Annotated in this window: 17 protein-coding genes and 1 tRNA gene; 5 read left to right on the top strand and 13 right to left on the bottom strand. The window is 62.9% G+C overall.

Annotated features, from left to right (window positions below):
• Positions 1 to 111 precede the first annotated feature (111 nt).
• The 5 genes from carB to gloB all read right to left on the bottom strand — a co-directional run bounded on the left by carB (position 112) and on the right by gloB (position 9171).
• Positions 112 to 3378 (bottom strand): carbamoyl-phosphate synthase large subunit, encoded by a 3267-nt coding sequence (gene carB, locus G5S42_RS03395; protein WP_176105536.1) that lies wholly within the window; start codon positions 3376 to 3378, stop codon positions 112 to 114.
• A gap of 168 nt (positions 3379 to 3546) precedes the next feature.
• Positions 3547 to 4701 carry a glutamine-hydrolyzing carbamoyl-phosphate synthase small subunit gene (gene carA, locus G5S42_RS03390; protein ID WP_176105535.1) on the bottom strand — a complete coding sequence of 385 codons (1155 nt, stop codon included), beginning with the start codon at positions 4699 to 4701 and terminating at the stop codon, positions 3547 to 3549.
• A 329-nt stretch (positions 4702 to 5030) separates the two neighbouring features.
• Positions 5031 to 6272, bottom strand: a complete 1242-nt coding sequence (locus tag G5S42_RS03385) for an MFS transporter (protein WP_176105534.1) — start codon at positions 6270 to 6272, stop codon at positions 5031 to 5033.
• 264 nt (positions 6273 to 6536) lie between these two features.
• Positions 6537 to 8222, bottom strand: coding sequence for a transglycosylase SLT domain-containing protein (locus tag G5S42_RS03380; protein ID WP_176105533.1), 1686 nt, complete (start codon positions 8220 to 8222; stop codon positions 6537 to 6539).
• Between the two features lie 157 nt (positions 8223 to 8379).
• A complete protein-coding gene (gloB, locus tag G5S42_RS03375; protein ID WP_176105532.1) occupies positions 8380 to 9171 on the bottom strand; it encodes a hydroxyacylglutathione hydrolase in 792 nt (263 codons plus the stop codon).
• 18 nt (positions 9172 to 9189) lie between these two features.
• Here gloB and G5S42_RS03370 point away from each other — a divergent pair, with 18 nt between their 5' ends.
• The 5 genes from G5S42_RS03370 to G5S42_RS03350 all read left to right on the top strand — a co-directional run bounded on the left by G5S42_RS03370 (position 9190) and on the right by G5S42_RS03350 (position 12506).
• A complete protein-coding gene (locus G5S42_RS03370; RefSeq protein WP_176105531.1) occupies positions 9190 to 10071 on the top strand; it encodes a class I SAM-dependent methyltransferase in 882 nt (293 codons plus the stop codon).
• Positions 10068 to 10514 (top strand): ribonuclease HI, encoded by a 447-nt coding sequence (rnhA, locus tag G5S42_RS03365; RefSeq protein ID WP_176105530.1) that lies wholly within the window; start codon positions 10068 to 10070, stop codon positions 10512 to 10514. Before G5S42_RS03370 ends, rnhA begins: the two co-directional genes overlap by 4 nt.
• An 82-nt stretch (positions 10515 to 10596) precedes the next feature.
• Entirely contained in the window at positions 10597 to 11331 is a 735-nt protein-coding gene (dnaQ, locus tag G5S42_RS03360; protein WP_176105529.1) for a DNA polymerase III subunit epsilon, read from the top strand.
• Between the two features lie 48 nt (positions 11332 to 11379).
• Positions 11380 to 11454 (top strand) — tRNA-Val (locus tag G5S42_RS03355).
• A 47-nt stretch (positions 11455 to 11501) separates the two neighbouring features.
• A complete protein-coding gene (locus tag G5S42_RS03350; RefSeq protein WP_176105528.1) occupies positions 11502 to 12506 on the top strand; it encodes a tyrosine-type recombinase/integrase in 1005 nt (334 codons plus the stop codon).
• Here the strand turns inward: G5S42_RS03350 and G5S42_RS03345 are convergent.
• From G5S42_RS03345 to G5S42_RS03315, 8 genes are read right to left on the bottom strand one after another with little or no spacing between them, the layout of a single operon-like run.
• Positions 12503 to 12655 carry a hypothetical protein gene (locus G5S42_RS03345; protein WP_176105527.1) on the bottom strand — a complete coding sequence of 51 codons (153 nt, stop codon included), beginning with the start codon at positions 12653 to 12655 and terminating at the stop codon, positions 12503 to 12505. The genes G5S42_RS03350 and G5S42_RS03345 overlap by 4 nt on opposite strands.
• Complete coding sequence (lysC, locus tag G5S42_RS46035) at positions 12652 to 12849, bottom strand: Rz1-like lysis system protein LysC (RefSeq protein WP_446686554.1); 198 nt, start codon at positions 12847 to 12849, stop codon at positions 12652 to 12654. Before lysC ends, G5S42_RS03345 begins: the two co-directional genes overlap by 4 nt.
• Positions 12761 to 13120: a hypothetical protein gene (locus G5S42_RS03340; protein ID WP_176105526.1), complete on the bottom strand. Its 360-nt coding sequence runs from the start codon at positions 13118 to 13120 to the stop codon at positions 12761 to 12763. The genes lysC and G5S42_RS03340 overlap by 89 nt, the downstream gene beginning before the upstream one ends.
• Positions 13117 to 13572, bottom strand: a complete 456-nt coding sequence (locus G5S42_RS03335; RefSeq protein WP_176105525.1) for a lysozyme — start codon at positions 13570 to 13572, stop codon at positions 13117 to 13119. The genes G5S42_RS03340 and G5S42_RS03335 overlap by 4 nt, the downstream gene beginning before the upstream one ends.
• Complete coding sequence (locus tag G5S42_RS03330) at positions 13572 to 13808, bottom strand: hypothetical protein (protein WP_176105524.1); 237 nt, start codon at positions 13806 to 13808, stop codon at positions 13572 to 13574. The genes G5S42_RS03335 and G5S42_RS03330 overlap by 1 nt, the downstream gene beginning before the upstream one ends.
• A gap of 5 nt (positions 13809 to 13813) precedes the next feature.
• Complete coding sequence (gene terL / locus G5S42_RS03325) at positions 13814 to 15613, bottom strand: phage terminase large subunit (RefSeq protein ID WP_176105523.1); 1800 nt, start codon at positions 15611 to 15613, stop codon at positions 13814 to 13816.
• Positions 15603 to 15917 carry a DNA packaging protein gene (locus G5S42_RS03320; RefSeq protein WP_176105522.1) on the bottom strand — a complete coding sequence of 105 codons (315 nt, stop codon included), beginning with the start codon at positions 15915 to 15917 and terminating at the stop codon, positions 15603 to 15605. Before G5S42_RS03320 ends, terL begins: the two co-directional genes overlap by 11 nt.
• Positions 15914 to 16102, bottom strand: coding sequence for a hypothetical protein (locus G5S42_RS03315; RefSeq protein ID WP_176105521.1), 189 nt, complete (start codon positions 16100 to 16102; stop codon positions 15914 to 15916). The genes G5S42_RS03320 and G5S42_RS03315 overlap by 4 nt, the downstream gene beginning before the upstream one ends.
• Between the last annotated feature and the right edge of the window lie 8 nt (positions 16103 to 16110).

The raw sequence follows: 16110 nt of genomic DNA, 5'->3' as shown, positions 1-16110 counted from the left end.
CGCGGTTAAGTGCATTCCGCGAAAGCCGCCGCCCATGGACAGACCCGGGCCACAGCACCTGCGGAACGCCGCTTAACCGCGGCACTTACATCTTGGACAGGTATCGAAGCCTTAGTTTAGGCGAGCGTGGAGTCCTTGTAAATCATAGACTTCCAGGTTCTTCAGATAACGAAGACCCTCCACCGCCGCGCGTGCGCCCGACATCGTCGTGTAGTAGGTGACCTTGTTCGCCTGCGCGCTCATGCGAATCGAACGCGAATCGGCGATCGCCGCGCGCGTTTCGTCGACGGTCGTGAAGACGAGAGCGATCTCGCCGTTCTTGATCATATCGACGATGTGCGGACGGCCGTCTTTTACCTTGTTGACGACCTTGACCGGCACGCCGGCCGCTTCGATCGCGGCAGCCGTGCCCTTGGTCGCGACGATCGGGTAGCCGAGCTCGTGCAGCATGCGCGCGACTTCGACGGCCTTCGGCTTGTCGGCGTCCATCACGGTCAGCAGCACCGTGCCCGACTCCGGCAGACGCGAACCCGCCGCGAGCTGCGACTTGAACAGCGCCTCGCCGAACGTCTGTCCGACACCCATCACTTCGCCGGTCGAACGCATTTCAGGTCCGAGCACCGGGTCGACCGTCGGGAACTTGACGAACGGGAACACCGCTTCCTTCACGCTGAAGTACGGCGGCTCGACTTCCTTCGTCACGCCTTGCGCGGCGAGCTTCTGGCCGACCATCGCGCGCGCCGCGATCTTCGCGAGCGGCAGGCTGGTCGCCTTCGACACGTACGGGACCGTGCGCGACGCGCGCGGGTTCACTTCGAGCACGTAGATGATGTCGTCCTTCGCGCCATCAGCCGCATTTGTTTTGGAAGGCACCTGCTGGATCGCGAACTGCACGTTCATCAGGCCGACCACATTCAGCGCCTTCGCCATCGCGGCCGTTTGGCGCTTCAATTCGGCAACCGTCTCCTTCGACAGCGAATACGGCGGCAGCGAGCAGGCCGAGTCGCCCGAGTGCACGCCCGCCTGTTCGATGTGCTCCATCACGCCGCCGATGAACACGGCGTCGCCATCGGAAATGCAATCCACGTCGCATTCGATCGCGTCGTTCAGGAAGCGGTCGAGCAGCACCGGCGAATCGTTCGATACCTTGACGGCCTCACGCATATAGCGTTCGAGGTCGCGCGGCTCGTGGACGATTTCCATCGCGCGGCCGCCCAGCACGTACGACGGACGCACGACGAGCGGATAGCCGATTTCGTCAGCGAGCTTCAGCGCTTCGTCTTCGGTGCGCGCGGTACGGTTCGGCGGCTGACGCAGGCCGAGGTCTTGCAGCAGCTTCTGGAAACGCTCGCGGTCTTCGGCCGCGTCGATCATGTCCGGCGACGTACCGATGATCGGCACGCCGTTCGCTTCGAGATCGAGCGCGAGCTTCAGCGGCGTCTGGCCACCGTACTGCACGATCACGCCGACCGGCTTTTCCTTGTCGACGATTTCGAGCACGTCTTCGAGCGTCAGCGATTCGAAGTACAGACGGTCGGACGTGTCGTAGTCGGTCGACACGGTTTCCGGGTTGCAGTTGACCATGATCGTTTCATAGCCGTCCTCGCGCATCGCGAGCGCGGCATGCACGCAGCAGTAGTCGAACTCGATGCCCTGGCCGATCCGGTTCGGGCCGCCGCCCAGCACCATGATCTTCTTGTTGTTCGTCGGATTCGCTTCGCACTCTTCCTCGTAGGTCGAGTACATATACGCGGTTTTCGTTGCGAACTCGGCGGCGCACGTGTCGACGCGCTTGTACACCGGACGCACATTCAACTCGATACGACGCGCGCGCACGTCCGCCGGCTTCGCGCCGAGCAGCTTGGCGAGACGCCGATCCGAGAAGCCGCTCTGCTTCAGATACTTCAACTCTTCCTTCGTGAGGCTCGCGAGCGTACGGCCCGCCAGCGCCTTTTCCTTCAGCACGATCTGTTCGATCTGCGCGAGGAACCACGGATCGATCGCGGTCTCTTCGAAGATCTCTTGCGCGCTCATGCCGACGCGGAATGCATCGCCGACATACCAGATGCGATCCGGACCGGCTTCGCCGATCTGGCGGATGATCTCGTCGCGATCGGCGGTCTTTTCGTCGAGCCCGTCCACGCCGACTTCGAGGCCGCGAAGCGCTTTCTGGAACGACTCCTGGAATGTGCGGCCGATCGCCATCACTTCGCCGACCGACTTCATCTGCGTGGTCAGGCGCGAATCGGCTTCGCGGAATTTTTCGAACGCGAAACGCGGGATCTTCGTGACGACGTAGTCGATCGTCGGTTCGAACGACGCCGGGGTCTGGCCGCCGGTGATTTCGTTCTTCAGTTCATCGAGCGTGTAGCCGACCGCGAGCTTGGCCGCGACCTTCGCGATCGGGAAGCCGGTTGCCTTCGACGCCAGTGCCGACGAACGCGACACGCGCGGATTCATTTCGATCACGATCATCCGGCCGTCTTTCGGATTGATCGAGAACTGCACGTTCGAGCCGCCCGTGTCGACGCCGATTTCGCGCAGCACCGCGAGCGACGCGTTACGCAGGATCTGATATTCCTTGTCCGTCAGCGTCTGCGCCGGCGCGACCGTGATCGAGTCGCCGGTATGGATGCCCATCGGGTCGAGGTTTTCGATCGAGCAGACGATGATGCAGTTATCCGCCTTGTCGCGGACCACTTCCATCTCATACTCTTTCCAGCCGAGCAAGGACTCTTCGATCAGCAGCTCGCGCGTCGGCGACAGGTCGAGACCGCGCTTGCAGATCTCTTCGAACTCGTCGCGGTTGTACGCGATGCCGCCGCCCGAACCGCCCAGCGTGAACGACGGACGGATCACGACCGGATAGCCGCCCGAGCCGGTTTCCGCGGCGATCTTCGCCTGCACTGCGAGTGCTTCTTCCATCGAGTGCGCGGTGCCCGACTTGGCCGAACCGAGGCCGATTTTGGTCATCGCGTCCTTGAACTTCTGGCGGTCTTCCGCCTTGTCGATCGCTTCCGGCGATGCGCCGATCAGCTCGACGTCGTACTTCGCCAGCACGCCGTGCGCGTGCAGATCGAGCGCGCAGTTCAGCGCGGTCTGGCCGCCCATCGTCGGCAGGATCGCGTCCGGGCGCTCCTTCGCGATGATGCGTTCGACCACTTCCCACGTGATCGGCTCGATGTAGGTCACGTCGGCCGTGTTCGGGTCGGTCATGATCGTCGCCGGATTGCTGTTGACGAGAATGACCTTGTAGCCTTCCTCACGCAGCGCCTTGCATGCCTGCGCGCCCGAGTAATCGAACTCGCACGCCTGGCCGATGATGATCGGACCCGCGCCGATGATGAGGATGCTCTTGATGTCTGTCCGCTTGGGCATAACGCTCTCGCTAATGTATTCCTGAATTCTTTCCGTCGGCGCGCGCCGTTTTCACGTTGCGCGCGCTGTTTGCGGCGCGCCCGCCGCATCGTGCCGCGGGGCGCCGCGGCCGCCGCGAGCCGCTTTCGTTTCCGTCTCGGGCTGGCTTTGCGGCCGGCCTTTAGTGCTTCAAGCCGCTGCGCTCTTGCCGCTCTTCTGCGCGTCCATCAACGCGGTGAAGCGATCGAACAGATACGCTATGTCGTTCGGACCGGGCGACGCTTCCGGGTGGCCCTGGAAGCAAAACGCCGGCTTGTCGGTCAGCGCAAAGCCCTGCAGCGTGCCGTCGAACAACGATACGTGGGTCACGCGCGCGTTGGCGGGCAGTGTGTCGGCATCGACCGCGAAGCCGTGGTTCTGCGACGTGATCACCACGCGGCCGTCTTCGAGATCCTTGACTGGGTGATTCGCGCCGTGGTGGCCAGTCTTCATCTTCATCGTCTTTGCGCCGACTGCGAGGCCCATGATCTGGTGGCCAAGGCAAATGCCAAAGGTCGGAATGCCGCGCTCGATGAACTCCTTCGTCGCCGCGATCGCGTAGTCGCACGGCTCCGGGTCGCCGGGGCCGTTCGACAGGAACACGCCGTCCGGGTTGAGCGCGAGCGCGTCGGCGGCGCTCGCTTGCGCCGGCAGCACGGTGACATGGCAGCCGCGCTCGGCCAGCATACGCAGGATGTTCTGCTTGACGCCGTAATCGAATGCGACCACGCGGTACTTCGGCGCCTTCTGCTCGCCGTAGCCCGTGCCCAAGCGCCATTCGGTTTTGGTCCACTCGTAGGTTTGCCCGGTCGACACGACCTTCGCGAGGTCCATGCCGGCGAGGCCCGGGAACGAGCGCGCGAGTTCGATGGCCTTGGCTTCGTCGTCGGACCCAGCGAGGATCGCACCGTTTTGCGCGCCCTTGTCGCGCAGCAGGCGGGTCAGCTTGCGGGTGTCGATGCCGGCGATGGCGACCACGCCTTCGTCCTGCAGATATTGCGGGAGCGTACGCTCCATGCGGAAGTTCGACGCGAGAACCGGCAGATCACGGATGATCAGGCCGGCGGCATGGACTTTCGTCGCTTCGACGTCTTCGGCGTTCACGCCGACGTTGCCGATATGCGGGTACGTGAGGGTCACGATCTGGCGCGCGTAGCTCGGGTCGGTCAGGATTTCCTGATAGCCGGTGATGGCGGTGTTGAACACGACTTCACCGATGGTGTGCCCGGGGGCCCCGATCGAATAACCACGAAAGACCGTGCCGTCGGCGAGCGCGAGAAGAGCGGGAGAAAATGACGGCAACACGGGAGACTCCTTGGGGGAACACCCTGTTGCCACCTGTCTATCCGATTTCGAGCCGCAGCGGAACACATTCTGGATGCGCGCGCAGACTCGCTCGCGAGCTGCCGGTAACGATGCAAGGGGCGCGATGAGTCCCATTGTGTGGACGACTTCGGCTGGGTGCGGGGCCCTTCTTGCTACGCCAATGGCGCGCGGCGGATGAACGGTATGGGGGAGGTAGGCGCTAGGGTGCGGGTTGATAAGCTCAAACCTTGAAATTATAGCCTGAAACCGCCCTTCCTTCCAAATCTGAGGATAGGACGCGGACTTGGGGCGGCGTGCCGCGCGGCCGTTCAGGCTTCCTGCTCCGCGCGCATTTCGCCGGACCCGGCAAGCTGCCGTCCCGGCAATGCGTACCAGATTGCGCTCAGCACCTGCAGCGCGACAAGGATTTCCCACGCGCTCAGATGCGCGACCGCCGGATAGTGCCCGCCGCTCGCCGGCCAGTGAGAAAGCACCGCGCCAACGCCGATCTGAAAACCGAAGATCAGCAGAAAAATAATCAGCGTCAGCGTCGTGTTGACCCGGCCGATCATCTGCGGCGGGAAATGTCGCGCCATCACCGCGTAGCTCAGAATGCCAGTGCCACCGAAGATTCCGTACGCGGCCCACAACAGGCTCGCCGGCAATGGCGCATTGAACATGATCAGCATCTGCGTCAGCACGTATAACGCCATGCCGATGCCGCAGAACGCGTACAACGAGAGACCGCGCCGCTCGAGACTACGCGCCGCCGCGCCGAAACCGACGCACCCCGCCATCATCGCGAAGCCGAGAATCGACACGAGCGCCGCCGCCTCGTGCGGTTCGAAGCCCTGTACGTCGCGCAGCCATGCTCCGACCCACAACGACTGCATCGCGTAGAAAACGCCCTGCGTAACGACCGAGAACGACGCGATTTTCCAGAATGCCGCGCTGCGCAGGATATGCCACGTGCCCTTGAACTGCGCAACGAGGCTCGTCTGGCGATGCGTGTCGCGCGCGTCCGGCGCGAGCGTCCATTGCGCGAGCGCGACCACCACCGTCAGCACCCCGAGCCCGACGCAGACCGAGCGCCAACTGGAGAAGCCGAGCACCCACGTGAGCGGCGAACCGACCATCACGCCGCCGAAACCGCCGATCGCCATCACGAGCCCGTTCATCAATGGCAAACGCGAGACCGGAAAATGCTGCGCGAGCGCCTTGAACGCGGCGCCGAGGCATACCGAGACGCCGACGCCGATCAGCAGCCGCCCGACCATCATCATGCCGAGACTGTGCGCCGCGCCGAACACCCAGATGCCGAGCGCGGCGAAGAGCAGCGTGACGGCCGTCACGCGACGCGCGCCGAAGTGGTCGAGCAGCACGCCAGCGGGGATCTGCGCGCCCGCGAAGCCGAGGAAATACAGACTCGTCAGCACACCCAGATCGGCGGCTGACAGACCGAGATCGCGCGTGATGAACGGCGCGAAACCAAGATTGACGCCTCGAAACACGTAAGAGACGAAATAGCCGGCGGAAAAAAGCAGAAAGACGCGCAGTTGGGTCGACGACATAAATCCGGAAGAAAACCTGGAAATGGACCTCAAGAACCTTGCCCGAGGTTCCGACGGATCGGGACAGAACGGCGTCCCGCGGCCAACGCGGCCGAAGCACGAACAATAAAGTAACTACGGCAAACCCGCAGGAACCGTCCGCGCAATGAAAAACGCCGTCACCCTGAGGTGACGGCGTTGGATGAACACGGTGCGTGATCGGAGCGCAATCCATGCGCTGCCCCCGCAACGCATGTGGTCACTACCGTGAGAGCCGCTATTGGTCTATTTACCCTTCTTCTTCGCGTTGGCCACGGTCTTCGGGCGGCTCTCAGCCGCGGCCTTCGACGCATTGCCGGGCACCGAGGCCGACACCTTCTCGACCTTGCCCTTGCTGGCAGGCGCCGCCGGTTTGTCACCCTTGCCGCCCGGCTGGGAGACCTTGACGATGGCAGAGTGGCCGCGCCCTTTCTTCTTATCGTAGCGCGAATCGCCGCGTGCGTCTGCGGCATGGACGCCAATCTTCTGCACACTGCCGCCTTGCACATCGGCGGCGATCTTTTCCGGCCCCGGCTCGCTCGGTACCGGCTTGCCGACCGGCACATGCAGCACGACCACCTGGCCGCGCGAAACCTGATCGCGATGTGTCTTGTTCCATGCCTTCAGCTGACCGACCGACACGCCGTAGCGCAGCGCGATGGCGGCCATCGACTGATTGCGGCGCACGCGGATCAGCATCTTGCGCGTGTCGGGCACGTCGGGTTCCATCGCGAGCACCGCGCTTTCGGCGATGTCGGCGCTGATGTCCTCGTCGTCGTCCGAGCCGCGCGGCACGACGATCGTCGAGCCTGGCTTCAGGCGCATGCCGACCGGAATCTTGTTCACTTCCATCAGCGTGTCTGCGTCGACGCCGATCTTCTGTGCGATCGCCGCAGGTGTCGCCCGTGCGTCGACGGTGTAGGTGGTCCAGGACGACAGCGAGCCCGAGTACGTTTTCAGATTGCGCTCGAACGCGGACGCGTTGTCGAAAGGCAACAGAATCTGCGGCTGCGTCGCGCCGAGAATCACCGGCTTCCTGAACGACGGGTTCAGCGAGCGGAACTCGTCGGTCGACATGTTGGCAAGCCGCGCGGCGACGTCGACGTCGATATCGTGCGAGGTCGTGACCGTCACGAAGTACGGGTGGTTCGGAATCGCCGGCAGCGCCAGCCCGTACACCTGCGGGTTCATCACGAGGTTCTTGACCGCCTGCAGCTTCGGCACGTAGTTGCGCGTTTCGTTCGGCATACGCAGGCTCAGGTAGTCGGTCGGCAGACCCGCCGCCTCGTTGCGCGCGATCGCGCGCTGCACGTTGCCCTCACCCCAGTTGTACGCGGCGAGCGCGAGCTGCCAGTCGCCGAACATATCGTGCAGCTTCGACAGGTAGTCGAGCGCGGCACTGGTCGACGCGAGCACGTCGCGGCGCTCGTCCTGCCACATGTTCTGCTTCAGGTTGTAGGTACGGCCCGTGCCCGGCATGAATTGCCACATGCCCGCCGCCTTGGCGACCGACAAAGCCTGCGGGCTATACGCGGACTCGATGAATGGCAGCAGCGCAAGCTCGGTCGGCATATGGCGCGACTCGAGTTCCTCGACGATGTGATAGAGATATTTCTGCGAGCGCTCGGTCATGCGCTGCACGTAATCGGGGCGTTGCAGATACCAGTTGAGCTGCATGTCGACGAGGTCGCTCTGCAGATCGGGCATCTGGAAGCCACGGCGAATGCGGCCCCACAGATCGGCGTCCTGGCTCGTCAACTGATTGACCGAGCCCTGGTCGACATTGATGGTTTCTTTAGCGGTGGCGTTCTTGCGAAGTGCGTCGGCTACGGCTTGCTGGCTGGCGGGGTTATTGGCGGTATTCGTCGTCGGTCCCTGACTCGCGCACGCGGCGAGTGTCAGGACCAATAACGCGCTTAAGATAAATCGCATGAACGTCTCGGTTTCCACAAGGGCTGGAATTTGCAGCCGATAGTACGAAACGTCAACGTTTCCGTCAATTGGAAAATCAAGAAAAAAATCAACCAAATCTGGGGCTTGGCGAATTTTTCCGATTCATCGCGTGAAGAACTGCCGAATGCGCTCCGGATCAACGGAAGCGGTTCTTCCATTCGCGCATCAAGGTGAAGGCCTTCAGCCTGTCAGAGACCGTTTCGTGCAATTGTGCTTCGAGGTTCGACTGGATCGCCGGCTCGTCTGCGCGCAGGAACGGATTGACCGCGCGCTCGTGCGCGATCGTGGTCGGCAGCGTCGGCTGGTGGCGGGAGCGCAGTTCGTTCGCCTTGTCGCGCCACGCCTGCAGTTCCGCGTTGTGCGGCTCGCAAGCGAGCGCGAAGCGGATGTTCGACAGCGTATATTCGTGCGCGCAATGCACTTCGGTTGCGCCGGGCAGCGCGGCGAGCGCATCGAGCGAATTCAGCATCTGCTGCGGCGTGCCTTCGAAAAGGCGCCCGCAACCGCACGCGAACAGCGTGTCGCCGCAAAACACGTGCGGCGTGCCGCGCGTATCGGCCGCCTGGAAATAGGCAATGTGTCCGCTGGTGTGACCGGGCACGTCGAGCACGCTGAATTCGAGTGCGGGTGCCGCGATCGTCACGTGATCACCGCTTTTGAGACGATGCGTAAGGTGCGCGATCGCTTCGCCGGCGGGGCCGTAGACAGGCACGTCCTGGCCGTTCAGCAGGTCGGCCACCCCGCCGACGTGGTCTTGATGATGGTGCGTGAGTAAAATAGCGCTCAGCCGCCAGCCTCGTTGGGCCAGACAGGCGCGCACAGGGGCGGCTTCGCCAGGATCGACGACGACCGCATGGTGTCCGTCGGCAATGACCCAAATGTAATTGTCTTCAAACGCCGGGACCGGCACGTACTCGAGCGCATTCATAGGCGACGCATTTTTAATATGACTGACCGAGCGATTATAGACTGGCCCGCCTGGACCGATTCGCCGCCAGGCCGCTACGTGCTCGACTGGGAGCAAACCCAGCTCGATCGCGTGGTGTCGGATGTGTTCGGCTATCATGCGCTGCAACTCGGCCTACCGCAGCTCGACGCGCTGCGCGAAAATCGGATGCCGTGCCGCGGCCTCGTGCTCGACGCGGCGAGCGGCGCGAGCGCGCCGTACACGTATCCGCCGGCGGCACGTCGTGGCAGCGCCGGCGGCATCGGCGGCGCGGGCAACCCTGGCGGCGACAATCCCGTCAACGCCGCGCCAGGCGCGCCGGGGCTGCACGCGCCGGCCGGCCGCCGCGCGGTCTGGTGCGACCTGCTCGATCTGCCGTTCGAAGCGCAAAGCGTCGACCTGCTCGTAATGCCGCACACGCTCGAATTCACCAGCGACCCGCATCGGCTGCTGCGCGAAGCCGAACGCGTGCTGGTGCCCGAAGGCCAACTGATCATCCTCGGCTTCAACTCGTTGTCGCTGTGGGGCGTACGGCAATCGATCGGCAAGATGACAGGCCGCCCGTTCGTGCCTTCGGCCGTCGACCTGATCGCGTTCACGCGTCTGAAGGACTGGATCAAGCTGCTCGGCTTCGATCTTGAACGCGGGCGCTTCGGCTGCTATCGTCCGCCGCTCGCGAGTGATCAATGGCTCGCGCGCTACGGCTTCATGGAAGCCGCTGGCGACCGCTGGTGGCCGATTTTCGGCGCAACCTACATGATCAAGGCGATCAAGCGCGTGCGCGGCATGCGTCTCGTCGGGCCGCTCAAAGTGAAAAAGCCCGTGCTCGCGGCGGGCCTCGCGCCCGCCGCCACCCCGAACACACGTAACCACACCGAATGACACCGGACCACATCGACATCTATACCGACGGCGCCTGCAAGGGCAATCCCGGCCCTGGCGGCTGGGGCGCGTTGCTGCGCTTCGGCAACCAGGAAAAAGAACTGTTCGGCGGCGAGGCCAACACGACCAACAATCGCATGGAGCTGATGGGCGTGATTTCCGCGCTCGAGGCGTTGAAGCGCCCTTGCAAGGCGATCGTGCACACCGATTCGCAGTACGTGCAGAAAGGCATCAGCGAGTGGATTCACGGCTGGAAGAAGAAAGGCTGGGTCACCGCGGCGAAGCAGCCGGTCAAGAACGCCGATCTATGGAAGCGGCTCGATGCGCTCGTCGCGCAGCACGAAGTCGAATGGCGCTGGGTGCGCGGCCACAACGGCCACCCGGAGAACGAGCGCGCCGATCAGTTGGCCAATCGCGGCGTGGCGTCGCTCGCCGAGATGTAAGGAGCGTGCGCGCAGCGGCCAACGACGCGCGCCGCCCTCTTCGCTTTTTTACTGCACTTTTTTCGAAGCAGGCTAATCCGACATGCGTCAACTGATCCTCGACACCGAAACTACCGGCCTGAACGCCCGCGGCGGCGACCGGATTCTCGAACTCGGTTGCGTCGAGCTAGTGAACCGCCGACTGACCGGCAACACCCTGCACTTCTATATCAACCCAGAGCGCGACAGCGATCCGGGCGCGCTCGCGGTGCACGGCCTCACGACGGAATTTCTGAGCGACAAGCCGAAGTTCGCGGAGATCATCGACCAGTTCCGCGACTTCATCCAGGGTGCGGACCTGATCATCCACAACGCGCCATTCGACATCGGCTTTCTCGACGCCGAGTTCGCGCTGCTCGGTCTGCCGCCGGTGAGCACGCACTGCGGCGAGATCATCGACACGCTCGCGCAAGCCAAGCAGATGTTCCCCGGCAAGCGTAATTCGCTCGATGCGCTGTGCGACCGCTTCGGCATCAGCAATGCGCACCGTACGCTGCACGGCGCGCTACTCGACTCGGAATTGCTCGCCGAGGTCTATCTGGCGATGACGCGGGGCCAGGAAAGCCTCGTCATCGACATGCTCGGCGAAGCGCAGACCGGCGGCGCTACAGATACGCCGCGTGTAGCGCTCGAATCGCTGGAACTGGTCGTGATCACCGCGAGCGACGACGAACGCGCCGCGCACGAAGCCGTGCTCGACGATCTCGACAAGGCGATCAAGGGTGCGAGCGTATGGCGCCTTGAACCCGCGCCAGCAACTGATGAGCAAACTGCTTAAAAAAGACTAGACGAACCCCAAGTTCCCTGACATAATCTCAATCTCTTCGGGTGGTTAGCTCAGCGGTAGAGCACTGCCTTCACACGGCAGGGGTCACTGGTTCGATCCCAGTACTACCCACCACTTACCGGGACAATCTCGGGACAGTGGCGGAAACCGGAGAACATCAAATGGGCACGATCACCCAGCGCGAGAACGGCAAATGGCAGGTCAAAATCCGCCGAGCCGGGACAAAAGCCATCAGCGCAACATTCCACACGTACGAAGACGCCAAAGCCTTTGAGCGCCAGCAGGAGCACAAGGTTGACAAGGGCGTACTCGGTCAGCTCGACGGGACACCTACTCTGTCCCAAATCATCACCCGCTACCTCACCGAGGTCACACCTAGCAAGAAGGGTGCCGACTCCGAGGAGTGGCGTCTAAAGGCCATCCAGAGGCACTGGATCGGCTCCACACAGGTCGGCAAACTCACCAGTACCATCGTAGCCAAGTGGCGCGACGAGCGGCTCCAAGGAGCTGATGGTCGGCCTGTAAGCGGATCGACAGTCAACCGGGAGATGAACCTCCTGCATCACGTGCTGGAGACGGCCCGTAAGGATTGGGGCATCGGCACCGCTGTCAATCCGGTGTCCGAGGTACGCCGCCCGAAGAACAACCCTAGCCGCGACCGTCGTCTGACGGATGAGGAGAAGGCAGTTCTGCTGGAAGCGTGCCGCGATACGCGGAAACCGTACCTCCCACAAATCGTGGAGCTGGCACTGGAAACCGCGATGCGGCAGGGAGAAATCGTCTCCCTGATGATCGAGCAAGTCGATCTGAAGGATAGTGTGGTCAGCCTCAAGGCGGGAGCCACGAAGACTGATGAGGCACGCACGGTGCCACTGTCCACCCGAGCGAACGCGATCCTGAAGGAAGCCATTGGCGACAGGACCGAGGGCCGGGTATGGCCGGGACTGACCAGCGAGGCGGTGAAGAAAGCCTTCATCCGGGCGCGGGAGCGGGCTGGGATCGAGAACGTGAAGTTCCACGACACCCGGCATGACGCCACCACCAGCTTCGTCGAGCTGGGTCTGACGGACACCGAAGTCATGTCGATCACCGGTCACAAGACGCAGAGCATGATGCGCCGGTACACCCACTTGCGGGCGAAGGACTTGGCTAAGAAGCTGGGCTAGTGCATGGTCATCTCGGACCACAGCCACACGGCTAGAACGTGGTCCGTCACCGGCCACACCGAGAAGGTGTCGTCCGGCAAGGGTTCGGCGGGTACAGCGGTGTACTCGTCGTTCTCATCCACGCACAGGTCGGCGTAGACGTAGATCACTTCAGCTTCTCGTAGAAGGCTCGCAGACCGTCGAGCTGCGCATTGCAGAAGTCGAGGGCGGTCTGATAGTCATGGATGGACTGCACCAGCCCGCCGAGTGTGTGGTCAGCCGGGGGCGCTGGCTCCTCGCACGGGAGCAGTAACGACGCCGCTGGCTTTGCTGGGCCGGTTGCCGTACAGGCTGTCCCACACATCATCAGGAACGCTAGTGCTAGTCCAGTCAGGGTGCGCTTGCAGGGCATTGTTCACCTTGGTCTGGTTGGTCGCGGCTGTCTTCGCCGCCTTCTGCGCGGAGGCCGTGTAGGCGTCCAGTGCAGCTTTGGAGGCGGCTAGACTCGCGGTGAGGGTTAGGACTTGCTGCTCGGCGGCGTTGGCCCTCTCGTGCTCTATATATATAGCGGCACCGAGGCCACAGAGGACGAGCAGGCCAGCGAGCGCCAGCAGGATGCGGTCGATGAGGGTCACTTGATGCACACCTCGTACTCGGCTTGACGCCGCAGCTCAAGGCCACGCAGCTTCACGCCCTTGGCGTACACCCACCTCAGCAGCTCCTTACAAGCACCGGCATGGTCGCCAGCGTTGAACTTCTTCAGGAGCGTGGAGGAGGCTAGGTTGCCCCTACCCACATTGAATGTGAAGTCGGTGAGTGCAGCCAGCTCGTTCGCATTGATCGGGCCGGTGGTGAGGTCAAGCACGGCTCCCATTGCCTCGGCGGAATCCGCGTTCAGCAGGGTCGTGCATTCGGCTGGTGAGTACACCCGCCCTACCCGCACGTCCTTGCCGGTATGCCCGGTGCAGGCCGTAGGGATGCCGACAGGATCGGCGTAAGCGGTGGTGCGGGTGCCCTCGAAGTGGAGCGTGAGCGGGACAGCGATAGCAAGCGCCGCCGCAATCACTCGCGGCGAGACGCGAGCCATTAGCTGCCGCTGACCGGGACCATGCCCACGGTGAAGTTCTTGTCGCCGGTCGCCTTGTGTGCAGCGTTCGCAGCGGCGATGAAGAAGTCGCGCAGTTGGCCTGCCGACGCCTTACCGCCAGCGCCGTACGCAGCCACGATCTCGACCGCCGAGATTGCATCGGCGGTGTCTTGGCGAAGGTCGTCGCCCTCGCTGACGATGTTGCTGATGTTGGGAAGTGATGTAACGAGTGCCATTCGGCTTATCTCCTGTACTTGTTGAAGACGCTCCCGCCGCCGCGTTGTCGCTGGCGTGGGTCTTGTCGGTAGTCCACTCGACCGAGCGGGTTCTTGATCCAGTCCTGAAACTCTTTCTCGCGGAGGTGCTGGATCGCACGCTCCTGATTAATGCCCATCTGCTCCACCCAATAGCGGCACGCACCAGCCAGCGCGTCGAGCCTGTCGTCGTGCTGTAGTGCGTTCTTCTCTCGGGTGATGAAGGCGATCTGATGCAGCAGGGAGTAGCTGGGGCGCTTCTCCACCGGGTAGCGCTGGAGAGACTTCTCCTCGTCGCGGGCGATGTCGTCGTTGAAGACGAGCGAGCCACGGGCGATGATCGGTTCGAGCACGTCGATGATGCGCAGCTCCTTCTGGCCCGACTCCCACGTCTCCTCGATGGCGCAGCCGTCACCGATGGTTTGCGGGTACTCGGCACGGAGGATCGGGAGCCACGTGTGCAGGTACGCACCGTTGCCGAAGTTCTTCTCCACGAGGATGCGGTTCACCTTCCAGTTGCGGGCGACGTGGGCGAGGAACTTGAACCCTTCCGGGTCGAAGCCGCCCTTGATGCCGCCCACCTCCAGCGCGTACAGCGTGCCGTTCAGGAAGCCGACCACGGCGTAGCCTGTCTCGTCGCCGTTCTTGCCGCCGCCTGCCGGGTCCACGTACATGACGATGCCTTGCAGCGGAGCGCGGTCGGGCGATACCGACGAGGGCACGCCCATCGTGTACGTCGTGCCGTTGACTTGGTACTTGATGATCTCGTGCGCGAGCAGACCCGGCGTGACGGTCAGAGGGAACACCTCGGACACACGCATCGACATGATCTTCGCGAGGCGCAGCGGGAAGCGTTCGCTGTCCGCCAGCTTCGTGTTCAGCATGTGCTGGAGCTGGAAGTAGCTCGGGCCTTGGTCCCGCTCCTTCTTCGCGAGGAACTCCTCGGTGCCTGCTGGTAGCTCGGTGTCTACCGGCTGGCCTTGGTCGCCCAGCATCCCGCCGCCCGTGGTGAGCGTGGGATCGGCTTCGAGCCTGCGCCGGATGTACGGTGCGAGCATGTCGCCGTAGTTCTCCATCTGCGCTGCCGTGGGGAAGCGACCGGGCCAGATGCGGACTGTGTAGCCGCGACCCGGCAGGGTGTTGTAGATGGAGTTGATGGACTGCGGCGTGCCGAGGTAGATGATTCGCCCGGTCGAGCAGATTGAAGGGAAGTCACGTGTGAGCTGAAGTAACGCCTGACGCTGGTGTTCGGTCAGGGAGTTCTTCGCACTCTCAATGTCGTCCGCAATAAGTAGGTCGGCGCGCTTACCCTGCAAGTTGCCGGTGACGCCTACGCACGCCACGGATGGCGACTTATCCAGACCCTTGAGGGTGTGGTGAACGTCGAATGCCTCGACCGAGGTTCGGTCGCCTGCGTTACGGTCAGGGCGGAGACACTCAAGAATGTCCATCGTCATGATGACGCGGACGATGAGGGTTGAAATTTCGTTGGCCTGTGTGCCGCCCGCCGAGATAATCAGCACGCGGAACTTCGGGTCGTGGATGAGACACCACACAGCGAACGCTGCGGTGATGGTGGTCTTTGCCTGACCACGCTGCGCCTGCACCATCAGATAGTGCGGGCCGTACTCTAGGAATTCCGCGATGTCCGCCTGAACCTCCGAGAGCGAGAAGCCCAGCTCCACCATCACGTCTTCACAGAACGGGACGAAGTGCGGGTAGGCTTCTTGCAGGAGTTCTAGCTGCTCGAATCGCTGGAGGGCGAGTTCGGCGGACTCACGAGCCATTCATTGCGATGGCTGCATCGACTGCGGCTTGCGCCTCGTCGTCGGTTACTACGGGATCGGGTACGAGCGGAACTACATTCTGGAAGCGACGCTTGCTCTGCCGCTCCTGAATCTTCTTCTGCATCTCGGTCAGCGTCGAGTTGTCCTCGACCACTGCGGTGATGCTGTTGTCCTTCAGGAACTTCGTCGCCGCTCCGAGGATAGCCGCGTTGCACAGCTCAGGGTCTTTCACCAGCTCCATGAACGTGTCGGCTACCATCGCGTGCAGTTCCGCCAGCTTGTCGGTGCTGGCGGTCTTGGTCACTTCTTCTCCTTGCCTGTGAGAGTTCGGTACACCTTCGGTGCGATGACGATGAACTGGCACGCCAGATACAGCGCGGTGCCATACATGACCCAATCGTTTACCGGGTGCCCAAGAATGAGCGAGCCGCTGGTGTAGACCGGGGGTGACGCTTGAACTACTGCCGATGCTACTTCGCGGCCAGTCATATGTTCTC

Source organism: Paraburkholderia youngii (genome assembly GCF_013366925.1).
GTDB classification, from domain to species: Bacteria; Pseudomonadota; Gammaproteobacteria; order Burkholderiales; family Burkholderiaceae; genus Paraburkholderia; species Paraburkholderia youngii.
Note: the sequence above shows the minus strand (reverse complement) of the source record. Positions and strands in the feature narration are given on the sequence as shown.